This is a genomic window from Streptomyces nodosus (assembly GCF_008704995.1).
GTDB classification, from domain to species: Bacteria; Actinomycetota; Actinomycetes; order Streptomycetales; family Streptomycetaceae; genus Streptomyces; species Streptomyces nodosus.
Genome location: NZ_CP023747.1, coordinates 4,286,175 through 4,299,510 on the forward strand (window position 1 = coordinate 4,286,175; position 13,336 = coordinate 4,299,510).

The following is a 13,336-nucleotide window of genomic DNA, read 5'->3' on the forward strand; positions in this document are numbered from 1 at the left end:
TATAGTTGAATCGTAAACAACCTGGAGGGTGTGAGCGAGCATGCAGTTCGGGATCTTCAGCGTCGGGGACGTCACTCCGGACCCGACCACGGGACGGACGCCGACCGAGCGCGAGCGGATCAAGGCCATGGTCGCCATCGCGCTCAAGGCCGAGGAGGTCGGCCTCGACGTCTTCGCCACGGGCGAGCACCACAACCCGCCGTTCGTGCCGTCCTCGCCGACCACGATGCTCGGCTATGTCGCGGCGAGGACGGAGCGGCTGATCCTCTCCACGTCCACCACCCTGATCACCACCAACGACCCGGTGAAGATCGCCGAGGACTTCGCGATGCTCCAGCACCTCGCGGACGGGCGGACGGACCTGATGATGGGGCGCGGCAACACCGGCCCCGTCTACCCCTGGTTCGGCCAGGACATCCGCCAGGGCATCAACCTCGCGGTCGAGAACTACGCGCTGCTGCACCGGCTGTGGCGGGAGGACGTGGTGGACTGGGAGGGCACCTTCCGCACGCCGCTGCAGGGCTTCACCTCCACCCCGCGCCCGCTGGACGGCGTGCCGCCGTTCGTCTGGCACGGCTCCATCCGCTCCCCGGAGATCGCCGAACAGGCCGCGTACTACGGCGACGGCTTCTTCCACAACAACATCTTCTGGCCCGCCGACCACACCGAGCGCATGGTCGCGCTCTACCGGGAGCGCTACGCCCACTACGGGCACGGCGCCGCGGAGCAGGCCGTCGTGGGACTGGGCGGTCAGGTGTTCATGCGGAGGAACTCCCAGGACGCGATGCGCGAGTTCCGGCCGTACTTCGACAACGCGCCGGTGTACGGGCACGGGCCGTCCCTGGAGGAGTTCACCGACCGGACGCCGCTGACCGTCGGCTCGCCGCAGCAGGTCATCGAGAAGACGCTGTCCTTCCGGAAGTACGCCGGCGACTACCAGCGCCAGCTGTTCCTGATGGACCATGCGGGGCTGCCGCTGAAGACCGTGCTGGAGCAGATCGACCTGCTCGGCGAGCAGGTCGTGCCGGTGCTGCGCGAGGAGTTCGCCAAGGGCCGCCCGGCGCATGTGCCGGAGGCGCCGACCCATCGCTCGCTGCTCGCGGCCGCGGAGGCCCGGGGCGGTGCCGAGGGGGCGAAGGAAGGTTCCGAGGAGGTGGGCGTCGCATGAGACTGGTCGTCGTCTCGGCGGGGCTGAGCGTCCCGTCCTCCACCCGGCTGCTCGCCGATCGGCTGGCCGCCGCGGTGGACCGGCGCCATCCCGTCGACCTCCAGGTCGTCGAACTGCGTGACCTGGCCGTGGAGATCGCGCACCACTTCACCAACGGGTTCCCCGGCGGAGCGCTCGGTGCGGCGCTGGACGCGGTGACGGGGGCGGACGGACTGATCGTCGTCACACCGGTGTTCTCGGCCTCGTACAGCGGTCTGTTCAAGTCGTTCTTCGATGTGATCGACAAGGACGCGCTGGCGGGCAAGCCGGTCCTGGTCGCGGCGACCGGCGGCAGCGCCCGGCACTCGCTGGTCCTGGACCACGCCCTGCGTCCGCTCTTCTCCTATCTGCGGGCCCTGATCGTCCCGACCGGCGTCTACGCGGCCTCCGAGGACTGGGGCGCCGAGGGGCTCGCCGAACGGATCGAACGGGCGGCGGGCGAGCTGGCGCGGCTGATGGGCGCGGGCACCGCGCCGGAGCCGGCCGGCTCCGGGGCGCGGGAGTCCGCGGGGCCGGTGCCTGCGGCGGCCGTACCGTCGCAGCCGGAGCACGGAGCCGAGTCCGTACCGTCTGTACCGTCCGTACCGCACACCGCCGGGCCGGAGCGGCAGGGCGCGGACGAACGCGGCGCGACGCGCTCCCACGGCTTCCGGGTGATCCCCTTCGAGGAACAGCTGGCCGCGCTGCGGAAGTAGAAGGACAAGAGCGGAGAAGGGCGGGCCGGGCGGCTCCGTGCGGTGGCGCCCGGGCGTGGGTGAGGGGTGGGCCGCCACCGTCGTACCGTTCCGGCCCACCCCTCCCGTCACCCGGCCTCGCCCTGGGACGGCGGGTCGGGAGCCTCGAGGGCGGCGTCGGCCTCCGGCCCCTTCGGGAGCCCGGCCGTCGTGCCGTACCTGTGCAGATGTCTTCCGGGGCGATCGCGGTGCCCGGCGGAGGTCCGGCGGGATCAGGAGGCCTCTCGATCCCGCGCGGTGACGCTCGGTGACGCTCCCCAACGCGTCGGCCGGCACCCCGCGACCGCTCCGTTCAGGTCCCGTCGCCGTGACCCTCCGCGGCGTGCCCCCGAGGGCGGGACGCGGCGACGTGACATAGCCGACACACTGGCCCCACCAGGTAAGTCGCCACGCCGGGAGCGGTGAGAGAGGGGTAAGAAGGCTCCTGCGGCTCCGCTCATCCGGTCGGGCACGGCTGTGACCTTGGCAGACTGGTGGGGTGACCCAGACCGTGCTGCTCGCCGAGGACGACCGTGCCATCCGCCATGCCCTGGAACGCGCGCTGACGCTGGAGGGTTACCAGGTGACCGCCGTGGCCGACGGCGTGGAGGCCCTCGCCCAGGCCCACCGCACCCAGCCCGATGTGCTGGTGCTCGATGTGATGATGCCCGGCATCGACGGCCTCCAGGTGTGCCGGGTGCTGCGCGCCGAGGGGGACCGCACCCCGATCCTGATGCTCACCGCGCTGGTGGAGACCGCCGACCGGATCGCGGGCCTGGACGCGGGCGCCGACGACTATGTCGTCAAGCCGTTCGACGTCGAGGAGGTCTTCGCCCGGCTGAGGGCCCTGCTGCGCCGTACCAACGGCTCCGCCGCCTTCGAGATGCCCAAGGAGGAGGAGAAGGTACCCAGCGGCCAGGTGTCCGTCGCCGGGCTGCGCATGGATGTGCAGGCGCGCCGCGCCTGGCGCGGCGCGCGGGAGCTGGAGCTCACCAGGACCGAGTTCGACCTGCTGGAACTGCTCGCCCGCAACACCGGCATCGTCCTCGACCACGCCACCATCTACGACCGCATCTGGGGCTACGACTTCGGCCCGGGATCCAAGAACCTCGCCGTCTACGTGGGTTATCTGCGGCGCAAGCTCGACGAGCCGGGAGCCCCGGCGCTCATCCACACGGTGCGCGGCGTGGGGTACGTCCTGAGGGAGGACTAGTGCCTCCGCCGTCCCGCCCGGCCACCGGCGCCGGCCCCGACACCGGGTTCTGGCTGCGCCGGTGGCAGCGGCTGCCGCGCGGGCTGCGCCGCCGGCTGCGGCTGCGGTCCAGGCTGCGGCGGATGTCGTCGCTGCGGACCACCTTCACCGTGTCGTTCGCGGCCGTGGCCGCCGGGGTCACCGTCCTGGTCGGCTTTCTGAGCTACGACGCCGCCGCCCGCCTGGTCCGGGTGGACCAGCAGACCGTCTTCGCGCAGGTCGTGGCCGATCTGCGGGACCAGGTCAGTCAGAAGCCGCTGCGGCCGGAGGACTTCGCGGTCTCCGACAAGGACCACGACACCCCGCGCGACGACATCATCCGGCCCAGCCGCACGGTGGTGCAGGTCCTCGGCCCCGGCGGGAAGCTCGTCGACCACTCCAACCCCCCGCTGCCCGTGGGCGCCGACGACCGGGGGATCGCCGAGGCCACCCGCTCGGGCAAGCTGGTGGAACACGCGAACGTCAGCGTCGGCGGCGACGTCTACCGGGTCGCCACCGTCGCGCTCGGCCGCGGCAGGGGTGCGGTGCAGGTCGCCCAGGAGCTCAGCAGCACCGAGGACCTGCTGCGCAGCCTTCAGCAGCGGACCGTCCTGCTGGTCGGCGCGGTCGTCCTGGCGTCCGGGCTGTTCGGCTGGTGGCTGGCCCGGCGGATCACCCGGCGGCTGGTGCGGCTGACCGGCGCCGCCGAGGACGTGGCGCGCACCCGGCGGCTCGGCATCCAGGTGCCGGTCACCGGAAACGACGAGGTGGCCCGCCTCGGCCGCTCCTTCGACCGGATGCTCGGGCGGCTGGCCCAGTCCGAGGAGGACCAGCGGCGCCTGGTGCAGGACGCGGGCCATGAGCTCCTTACCCCGCTGACGTCCCTGCGGACGAACATCTCGCTGCTGGGCCGTATCGACGAGCTGCCCTCCGCCGCCCGTGAGGAACTGGTCGCCGACCTCGCCGAGGAGTCCAGGGAGCTGACCGACCTGGTCAATGAGCTGGTCGCGCTGGCGGCCGGGCAGTCGGACACCGAACCGGTGCAGCGGCTGACGCTCGCCGATGTGGTGGAGGACGCGGCGACGATCGCCCGGCGCCGCACCGGCCGGGAGATCGTCGTCCGGGCCGGCGGGGACACCACGGTCGACGGACGGGCCACGGCGCTCCAGCGTGCGGTGTCCAACCTGCTGGAGAACGCGGCGAAGTTCGACCGGGAGGGCGGGGCGCCGATCGAGGCCGTCGTCACGGGTCCGCGGCACCCGCTCCAGCTGGAGGACTCCGACGAGCCGGACACCGGGCCGCCGCTGGGCAGTGTGCGGGTCGAGGTCATGGACCGGGGGCCCGGTCTCGAGGACGGCGACCGGCTCCGTATCTTCGACCGCTTCTACCGCGCCGCGGACGCGAGGAGCCTGCCCGGCTCGGGGCTCGGCCTCTCGATCGTGCGGGAGGTGGCGATCTCGCACGGGGGAGCGGCGTTCGCCCACCGGCGTGCCGGCGGCGGTTCGGTCATCGGCTTCACGGTCGGCGGGGGAGCCGCCGGCAGGCGCGAGTAGCGGGGCCCCGGATCGGCCCGGCCCCGGGTCGGTTCGGCCCCGGGTCGGCCCGGCCCGTGTGCCGTGCCGGACCCCGAGGCGATCCCCGGTCAGCCCACATGCACCCGGGGCCGTCTGCTCCGGTCCGGTTCCGCCTCCCGCAGCACCTCCCGGGTGACGGGGGCGACCTCACCCTGGCCGAAGAGGAAGAAGCGCAGGAAGTTGGCGAACGGGTTGCCCTCGGTCCACTCGAAATAGATGTGCGGGATGCGGCCGGTGGTGTCGCGGACGTGCAGCAGCAGGGCGGCGAGGGCGTTGGGGATGGAGGACGACTCCAGGGTGAGCACCCGGTAGCGGTCGTGCACCACCTCGCCGCGTACGGTCATGCCGGTCTCGAACTCCGAGGGGTCGCCGACCGTCACCTCCACGAAGACGAAGTCCTCCTGCGGGGGCAGGTCGTGGTCGGCCCTGATCTGCTCGACCTTCGCCCGGTACTGGGCGGCGTCCCGGGCATGGGGCTCGTTGGCGATGAAGCGGATACGGCGGCTGGCGATGTCCCGGACGAAGCGTTCCGCCATCGAGTCCACGGTCACACTGGTCACCCGCAGTTCGAACGCACGGGCGAGCCGGGACAGCAGCGAGACCAGGATGATCCCGGTGATGAAGCAGGCGCCGATCTTCACCCCGTCCGGCCGCTCGATCACATTGACGACCGTGGTGTACAGGAACACCGCAGAGATCACCGCGAAGGCGACGGTCCAGCGCCGCTGGCGGGCCCTGCGGGACGCGATGGTCACCGCGATCGCCGCGGAGCTGATCAGCACCAGCACACCGGTGGCGTAGGCACCGCCCTGGGCGTCGACGCTGGCGTCGAAGATCCAGGTGACCAGGAAGGCGATCAGGATGAAGACGATGACCATGGGCCGCACCGCGCGCGCCCAGTGCGGGGCCATTCCGTAGCGCGGCAGATAGCGGGGCATCAGATTGAGCAGCCCGGCCATCGCGGAGGCGCCCGCGAACCACAGGATCGCGATCGTGGAGATGTCGTACACCGTGCCGAAGGTGTTGCCGAGGTACTGGTGCGCCAGATAGGCCAGCGCCCGCCCGTTGGCCCGGCCGCCCGGCTGGAACTCCCTGGCCGGGATCAGCAGCGTGGTGATGAAGCTGGTGGCGATCAGAAAGCAGCTCATCACGGCGGCGGCGGTGGTCAGCAGCTTACGGGTGTCCCGGATACGGCCCCTGGGGTTCTCCTCGGTGTCGTCCGGGGCGCCCCGCACATGGGGCATCACGGCGACGCCGGTCTCGAAACCGGACAGTCCGAGGGCCAGCTTGGGGAAGACGATCAGTGCCAGGCCGATCATCACAAAGACATTTCCGTGCTGGACGGTCAGGGCGCCGCTCCAGTCGGCGATCACATGCCGCGTCGTGAGCACATGCCACAGCCCCACCGCCACGACCACGGCGTTCAGCGCGAGATAGATCCCGACCAGGGTGACCGCGACGCCGATCGCCTCCAGAAAGCCCTTCAGGAACACCGCGCCCAGCAGGGCGATCAGCAGCAGGGTGATCAGCATCTGATGGCCGTGCAGCAGCGCGGTGAGATGGGGGTTCTCCACCAGGTGGGTGGAGGCGTCGGCGGCGGACAGCGTGATGGTGATCAGGAAGTCGGTGGCGGCGAAGCCGAGCAGGGTCAGCACGAAGAGCTTGCCCTGCCAGAAGGTGAGCAGCCGCTCCAGCATGGCGATGGAGCCCTGGCCGTGGGGGCTCTCCTCGGCCACCCGTCGATAGACCGGCAGGGCGCCGGCCAGGGTGACGATCACCAGGACGATGGTGGCGAGGGGCGAGAGCAGCCCGGCCGCGAGCGCCGCGATGCCGGGCTGGTAGCCGAGGGTGGAGAAGTAGTCGACACCGGTCAGGCACATCACCCGCCACCAGCGCTGTCCCTGGTGCGGAGGTTCGGGCCGGGCGTGCGGTCCCTGCGGGGAGCCCAGGTCGGACAGCCCCTGCAGCATCCACGCACGCAACCGGCTCGAACGGGCGTGCTCCGTGGCGGCCATCGGCGTGCTCTCCTGGCGTACGACTCCGGTAGGGCTCGGGTACGGCTCTGCGAACGGTTCCGGACATCGGGGAGACCGCGGTTCCAGCCTAGGCAGAGAGTGTTGCCGGGGCCCGTGGACCACGATCGCGGGAGCGGCCGGCGACCTCGGTCCGATATGAAGCGAAGGTAAGAAAACGGCCCCCGCGGTCACTTGGGCTACCTGCGGTCATTACGCACCGTGACCGCCTTTCGGGTATTTTCGCTGCTGCATTGCGGTGACAGACGGGTCGCCGCCCGATGGGTTACGTGGAAGCCTCGAAAGGGCGCGCCGGGGGGATCCGTCCGTGGGGGATCTGTCGCACGACAGGAGACAACCGTGAAATCCTCACTCCGCACCCGTTCCAGCCGTGCCGTCGTCGTCGCCGTGGCCTCCGCCGCGCTGCTGGCGCCTGCGGCGTCCGTGGCCTTCGCCGACGACGCGTCGGTACCCGCGCCGTCCGTGACCAAGCAGGCGGACAACCCGGAACCGAAGACGCCCCAGATCTCGATGGCCACCATCGCCATCAAGACCGACAAGGCCGAGGTGAGGTACGGCGAGGCGGTGACCTTCACCGGCCGCACCACGGGCCTGAAGACGGGGAGCGCTCTCGTCCTCCAGCGCCATGACGGTGCCCGGTGGGTGGACCTGAAGGACCGCGCCATCGTCAAGGAGGGCGACAGCTACACGCTGATCTCCAAGCTCACCGAGAAGGGCAACCAGCGGTACCGGGTGAGCGACGGCAAGATCTACTCGCCCGAGGTCACGGTCTACGTGAAGTGACCTGACCGACGCTGAGGAAGGGGCGCCCTGGGCCCGGGGCGCCCCTTTCCTCTTTTCCTCTTTCTCCTTCTCCAGGAACTGCCGGGACCGAGGGGCCGCTGCTCCCGCTCCGGTCACTGCGCGTTCTTGTCTCCCTGCTGGGCGCGCTGGGCGGACTTCCACAGCCAGAGCGCCAGAGAACCACCGACGAGCAGTCCGGTGAGTGCCCCGGCGAGGGTGCTGGGGTTCGACATGTCGATGCCGAGTGCGCCGCGCCAGACCACGGCCACCAGGCCGAGGAGACACAGCGCGACCCAGGCGTAGAGCCACGGTGCGATGTAGACCCGCCGCCGGGGCGGCGCGGGCGGCTCGGCCAGCTGTGCCTCCGGCCCCATGACCACGGCCTCCGGGCGCTTGTAGTACACGAAGGGCCCCCACGCCCCGCACGGCTCCCATCCCTCGGGCGCCAGCCGTTCGGCGAACTCCTCGCGGTGCCGGTGGCCCACCGTCTCGCGGCGGTAGGCCCAGCGCATGGGCGCCTGCCGGTCGCGGCGGCAGACGAAGCGGCCGAGCCGGTCGAGTCGTTCGACCTCCCAGCCCTGGGCGCCGAAGTGGTCCAGCAGCCGCAGGTCCTTGAACGCGTCGGCGGTCCACACCCAGGTGTCCGCCTCGGCCTCCGGTTCGTCCGCGGTGCCGGTGCTCCCCCGTGCGGCCAGCTGCGCCGCCAGCTCCTCGACCGGGCCGAACTCCTCCTCCACCGGGCGCGCCGCCTCCTTCGCGTACGCGCTCAGTTCCTGTACGAGCGCCTCGACGCGCCCCTGCGGCATGCCCCGCTCCGACAGCAGCGCGGACAGCCTCTCGAAGTAGGTGGCCGTATCGCTCATGCGCCGTTCTCCCCCTTCTTGTTCAGCAGCTCCTCGACGATGCGGTGAAAGCCCAGCCAGGCGTCGCTCTGGTCGCGCAGGCCCTGGCGGCCCTCCTGGGTCAACCGGTAGTAGCGCCGCCCCGGGCCGCGCTCGGCGGCCCGGAACTCCGCCTCCACCAGGCCGGCTTCCTCCAGCCGGTTGAGGACGGGATACAGCGTGCCCCCCTTGATCTGCCCGAGGCCGGCCTCGTCGAGACGCCTCGCGATCTCGTAGCCATAGCTCTCGCCGCCGGTCAGACAGGACAGCACCAGCAGATCAAGAACTCCCTTGAGCCAGCTGGCCCTCTTGTCGATCGCCATACATAGATTGGATCACTTGTTAGTTAGCTATGCAACCTATATGGCCGAGCAAACGCCCGGCCGGCAAGTGAGGTCAGTACGCCGCAGCGGCCGCTGCCGGGCGGTTCCGCGCTCCGGGCGCTCGTGGCGGACGGCGGCCGAGCGCCGGATGCGTAAGAGAGAAGGGCGGGGTCCTTCGGACCCCGCCCGAGACAGCGAAACCCCGGCTCAGGGCCAGACCAGGCAGTACGCCTGATGTCCCGCCTCATGCAGCCGGTGGCTGAAGTCCTGCCATTCGTGGAGCAGTCGGTAGACGTTGAAGGCGTCGCGGGGGCCGCCGCGGTCCGGGACCGTGGACCAGATGAAGGCGGCCGCGCCCACTGCCTCCTCGCCGATGTCGCGCAGCGGGTCCACCACCGTCATGGGGAGCTTGACCACCGCGTAGTCGGGGTGCAGGACCACCAGTTCCAGGGGCGGGACCTTGTGCAGCGGGACGCCCTCTATGCCGGTGAGGACCATCGCCGCCATCGTCTCCGGCTTGATCTTGGTGAACATGCCGCCCATGCCGAGCTCGTCACCGCCGAGTTCCTCGGGGCGCATCGAGATCGGGACGCGGGCCGCCGTGGCACCGTCCGGCGCGCCGAAGTACTTGTAGGTCACCCCCACCCGGCCACCATTCCCGCTCCCTGTCCTGAGCTGGTCGAACACACGATCCCCACGATCCATACGCGTCGGGCGGTCGTTCCGCTCAGGCTCACGTCGCGAAAGCTGTGCACCCTGCGAGCCCGGTGTCTCGGTCGTCTCCTCCGCGTCGCGTCGGTGCCTTCCCCGCCGGGCACGCCGAGGACCCAGGTCGTCGGTCCCCTCGCCCAGTCCGCCACCGCGATGCATATCTCCACCCGACTGCTTTTCTAGGACGCGTGGCCCTGGCCGCGCAACCCGATCATCGTGTCAGTGACCTCCCCCACGGCCGCTCGCCGAAACGTGCGCGGAAACACCTGTCCGCGGGAACTTCGCGGCCTCTGACACCATGGCCAGTGTGACCTATCAGTACGAAGCCCCAGTTTCGCAGACTCTTTTCGAGCGCGCGTCGGCCGTCACGCCCGGCGGCGTGAACTCTCCGGTGCGCGCCTTCCGCGCCGTGGGCGGTACGCCCCGGTTCATGGTGTCCGGCAGCGGTCCCTATCTGACCGATGCCGACGGACGCGAATATGTCGATCTCGTTTGTTCATGGGGACCCATGATCCTCGGGCATTCCCATCCGGAGGTGATCGCGGCCGTACAGGAAGCCGTCTCGCGCGGTACGTCCTTCGGCACTCCGGGTGAGGGCGAGGTCGCACTCGCCGAGGAGATCGTCGCCCGGGTCGAGCCCGTCGAGCAGGTACGGCTCGTCTCCAGCGGGACGGAGGCCACCATGTCGGCCATCCGGCTCGCCCGCGGGTTCACCCGGCGGGCCAAGGTAATCAAGTTCGCCGGGTGCTACCACGGGCATGTCGACTCGTTGCTCGCCGCCGCCGGCAGTGGTGTGGCCACCTTCGCGCTCCCCGACACCCCCGGTGTCACCGGGGCACAGGCCGGCGACACCATCGTGCTGCCGTACAACGACCTCGACGCCGTCCGGGCCGCCTTCGCCGCCCACCCCGGCGAGATCGCCTGCGTGATCACCGAGGCCTCACCCGGGAACATGGGGGTCGTGCCGCCGCTGCCGGGGTTCAACCAGGGCCTCAAGGACATCTGCGCGGAGAACGGCGCCTTGTACATCTCCGACGAGGTCATGACCGGTTTCCGCACCAGCAGGGCCGGCTGGTACGGCGTCGACGGGGTGAAGCCGGACCTGATGACCTTCGGCAAGGTCATGGGCGGCGGCTTCCCCGCCGCAGCCTTCGGCGGACGCAAGGACGTCATGGCGCACCTCGCCCCGGCGGGCCCCGTCTACCAGGCCGGCACCCTGTCCGGGAACCCGGTCGCCACCGCCGCCGGGCTGGCCCAGCTGCGGCTCCTTGACGACGCGGCGTACGACACGGTGAACGCGGTCTCCGAGGAGATCCGCACCCTGGTCACGGAGGCTCTCGCCAAGGAGGGCGTCGCCCACCAACTGCAGTCCGCCTCCAACATGTTCTCGGTGTTCTTCACCGACCGCCCGGTGCGTGACTACGAGGACGCCAGGAGGCAGGAGTCCTTCCGGTTCACGGCCTTCTTCCACTCCCTTCTCTCCCAGGGCGTCTATCTGCCGCCCTCGTCCTTCGAGTCCTGGTTCGTCTCCACGGCCCATGACGAGCGGGCGATCCAGCGAATCGCCGACGCCCTTCCGGCGGCGGCCCGTGCGGCAGCGGAGGCCACGGCAGCATGAGTGACATCACCGTCGTCCATCTGATGCGGCATGGCGAGGTCGCCAACCCCGAGGGGGTCCTCTACGGGCGGCTGCCCGGCTACCACCTCTCCGAACTGGGGCGGCAGATGGCCGAGCGGGTGGCCGAGCACCTCGCCCCCCGGGACATCACCCATGTCGTCGCCTCCCCGCTGGAGCGGGCGCAGGAGACGGCGGCCCCGATCGCCAAGACGCACGGGCTGGACGTGGACGTGGACCGGCGGCTGATCGAGGCCGACAACGTCTTCCAGGGCAAGACCTTCGGGGTCGGGGACGGGGCGCTGCGGCGGCCGGAGAACTGGAAGCACCTGGTCAACCCGTTCAAGCCGTCCTGGGGCGAGCCGTATGTGGAGCAGGTCGTCCGGATGATGGGGGCACTGGACGCCGCCAAGGACGCGGCGCGCGGTCATGAGGCCGTGTGCGTCAGCCATCAGCTGCCGATCTGGATCGTGCGCAGCTTCGTGGAGAAGCGGCGGCTGTGGCACGACCCCCGCAAGCGGCAGTGCACGCTGGCCTCCCTGACCACGTTCACGTACCAGGGGGACAAGATCGTGTCGGTGGGCTACACCGAACCGGCCCGCGATCTGGTGCCGGCTCATCTGCTCGCGGGCGCCAAGCCGGTGAAGGGGAAGAACAAGGCGTTCGGGGCCTGACGGACCGGCGTCCACGGTGTGCCGCCGTGTGCGCCGGACCGTGCTCCGAGGCATGCGACGGACGGCGTGCGTGCCGGGACGTGCGCCGTGAGCGGTACGGCACCGGTCTGCGCCGCACGTGCGCCATGTCACAGGGCGTAGACGGCCCCCTCATGTCACCGTATTTTCGCCGAATCCCCTCCCCGCCTCCGGGTTCCCCGGAACCGCCGCGTCCATCGTGCCCTCTCAAAGAGTGACCACAGACGGCGCGATGGGCGCGATGAAATGGGGACGGGAATGCGGGACGTCAGCCGACGGGGACTGATCGGGCTGGGGGCGGGGGCCGCGGCCGCGATGGGACTGACCGCATGCGGATCAGGCCGGCAGGACGCGGCGCCGGCCGACGGCGCAGGCAGAGAGAGTCCCCGTGCCTCCAGCAGTCCCACGGTCACCGCGCGTCCGCTCGGCGACGGATCCACCACCGACACCGGCAAGCAGCCGAACCAGCCGGGAACGCCCGTTCCGCTGGAGCCCGGTGAGACCCCGCCGCAGTTCGTGGTGTTCTCCTGGGACGGCGCCGGGGAGGTGGGTAACGGGCTCTTCCCGCGCTTCCTGGACCTCGCCAAGGAACACGGCGCGTATATGACCTTCTTCCTCTCCGGGCTCTATCTGCTGCCGGAGTCCAAGAAGCGTATGTATCTTCCGCCGAACAACCAGCCCGGCGCCTCCGACATCGGATATCTGACGGATGGCCACATCCGCTCCACACTTCGCAACGTCCGCCGCGCCTGGCTGGAAGGCCATGAGATCGGCACGCATTTCAACGGCCATTTCTGCTCCGGTTTCGGAACGGTCGAGCACTGGACGCCCAAACAGTGGAGCAGCGAGATAGAACAGGCCAAGAGCTTTGTCAAGGAGTGGCGCACCAACACCGGGTTCACCGATCTGCCGGCGCTGCCCTTCGACTACGACAAGGAGCTGATCGGCGCCCGTACGCCCTGTCTCCTCGGTCAGAACAATCTGCTGCCCACCGCCCGTCGGCTGGGCTGGCGCTATGACGCCTCCTCGCCCGGCGGTCGGCAGGTCTGGCCGGAGAAGCGACAGGGGGTGTGGGACTTCCCGCTCCAGCTGATCCCGTTCCCCGGGCACAGCTTCGAGGTGCTGTCGATGGACTACAACATGCTCGCCAACCAGTCGCTCAACACCACCCGGGCGCCCGCCCACAACTACCCGGGGTGGCGCGAGCAGGCGGCGAACTCCTATATATCCGGGTTCAAGCGGGCGTATGAGACAAATCGCGCACCCTTCTTCATAGGCAACCACTTCGAGCAGTGGAACGGCGGCATCTACATGGACGCCGTCGAGAAGGCGTTCAAGCACATCGCGCGCGAGAAGGAGAAGGGCGGCGATGTGCGGCTGGTCTCCTTCCGCCAGTTCACCGACTGGCTCGATGTGCAGCGGCCCGAGGTGCTGAGCAAGCTCCGGTCGCTGGACGTGGGCGAACGCCCCGCAGGCGGCTGGAAGGCGCTCTTCGCGGACTCCGGCAAGGGGGCGCCGTCAGGCTCGTCGAAGGCGGCCTGAAATGCGGGTTTCCACCCGCAAGGGGGGTGCG

General features: G+C 70.3%; 12 protein-coding genes. 8 read left to right on the forward strand and 4 right to left on the reverse strand.

Going from position 1 to position 13,336, the window contains the following annotated elements:
- Positions 1–40 precede the first annotated feature (40 nt).
- The 4 genes from CP978_RS19385 (at position 41) to CP978_RS19400 (ending at position 4,704) form a co-directional block, all read left to right on the forward strand.
- Positions 41–1,168 (forward strand): LLM class flavin-dependent oxidoreductase, encoded by a 1,128-nt coding sequence (locus CP978_RS19385; RefSeq protein WP_043442784.1) that lies wholly within the window; start codon positions 41–43, stop codon positions 1,166–1,168.
- Positions 1,165–1,902 (forward strand): FMN reductase, encoded by a 738-nt coding sequence (locus tag CP978_RS19390; RefSeq protein ID WP_043442787.1) that lies wholly within the window; start codon positions 1,165–1,167, stop codon positions 1,900–1,902. Before CP978_RS19385 ends, CP978_RS19390 begins: the two co-directional genes overlap by 4 nt.
- Before the next feature lie 517 nt (positions 1,903–2,419).
- Positions 2,420–3,133, forward strand: coding sequence for a response regulator transcription factor (locus CP978_RS19395; RefSeq protein ID WP_043442790.1), 714 nt, complete (start codon positions 2,420–2,422; stop codon positions 3,131–3,133).
- Positions 3,134–3,255: 122 nt separating this feature from the next.
- Complete coding sequence (locus CP978_RS19400; protein ID WP_052454592.1) at positions 3,256–4,704, forward strand: sensor histidine kinase; 1,449 nt, start codon at positions 3,256–3,258, stop codon at positions 4,702–4,704.
- Between the two features lie 89 nt (positions 4,705–4,793).
- On the opposite strand, the gene CP978_RS19405 is transcribed toward CP978_RS19400, so the two are convergent.
- Entirely contained in the window at positions 4,794–6,740 is a 1,947-nt protein-coding gene (locus tag CP978_RS19405) for an APC family permease (protein ID WP_043442793.1), read from the reverse strand.
- A gap of 357 nt (positions 6,741–7,097) precedes the next feature.
- Between CP978_RS19405 and CP978_RS19410 the strand changes: the two genes are divergently transcribed.
- Complete coding sequence (locus tag CP978_RS19410; RefSeq protein ID WP_052454190.1) at positions 7,098–7,541, forward strand: hypothetical protein; 444 nt, start codon at positions 7,098–7,100, stop codon at positions 7,539–7,541.
- Between the two features lie 113 nt (positions 7,542–7,654).
- Here CP978_RS19410 and CP978_RS19415 read toward each other — a convergent pair whose 3' ends face one another.
- The 3 genes from CP978_RS19415 to CP978_RS19425 all read right to left on the reverse strand — a co-directional run bounded on the left by CP978_RS19415 (position 7,655) and on the right by CP978_RS19425 (position 9,615).
- Positions 7,655–8,404 carry a hypothetical protein gene (locus CP978_RS19415; RefSeq protein WP_242647109.1) on the reverse strand — a complete coding sequence of 250 codons (750 nt, stop codon included), beginning with the start codon at positions 8,402–8,404 and terminating at the stop codon, positions 7,655–7,657.
- Positions 8,401–8,745 carry a PadR family transcriptional regulator gene (locus tag CP978_RS19420; protein ID WP_174498651.1) on the reverse strand — a complete coding sequence of 115 codons (345 nt, stop codon included), beginning with the start codon at positions 8,743–8,745 and terminating at the stop codon, positions 8,401–8,403. The genes CP978_RS19415 and CP978_RS19420 overlap by 4 nt, the downstream gene beginning before the upstream one ends.
- 207 nt (positions 8,746–8,952) lie before the next feature.
- Positions 8,953–9,615 carry a hypothetical protein gene (locus CP978_RS19425; RefSeq protein ID WP_079162218.1) on the reverse strand — a complete coding sequence of 221 codons (663 nt, stop codon included), beginning with the start codon at positions 9,613–9,615 and terminating at the stop codon, positions 8,953–8,955.
- 139 nt (positions 9,616–9,754) lie between these two features.
- Between CP978_RS19425 and hemL the strand changes: the two genes are divergently transcribed.
- The 3 genes from hemL to CP978_RS19445 all read left to right on the forward strand — a co-directional run bounded on the left by hemL (position 9,755) and on the right by CP978_RS19445 (position 13,305).
- Positions 9,755–11,074 carry a glutamate-1-semialdehyde 2,1-aminomutase gene (hemL, locus tag CP978_RS19435; protein ID WP_043442797.1) on the forward strand — a complete coding sequence of 440 codons (1,320 nt, stop codon included), beginning with the start codon at positions 9,755–9,757 and terminating at the stop codon, positions 11,072–11,074.
- On the forward strand, positions 11,071–11,745 hold the full coding sequence (locus CP978_RS19440; RefSeq protein WP_043442799.1) for a histidine phosphatase family protein: 675 nt from the start codon (positions 11,071–11,073) through the stop codon (positions 11,743–11,745). Before hemL ends, CP978_RS19440 begins: the two co-directional genes overlap by 4 nt.
- 276 nt (positions 11,746–12,021) lie before the next feature.
- Positions 12,022–13,305 carry a polysaccharide deacetylase family protein gene (locus CP978_RS19445; protein WP_043442801.1) on the forward strand — a complete coding sequence of 428 codons (1,284 nt, stop codon included), beginning with the start codon at positions 12,022–12,024 and terminating at the stop codon, positions 13,303–13,305.
- Positions 13,306–13,336: the final 31 nt, after the last annotated feature.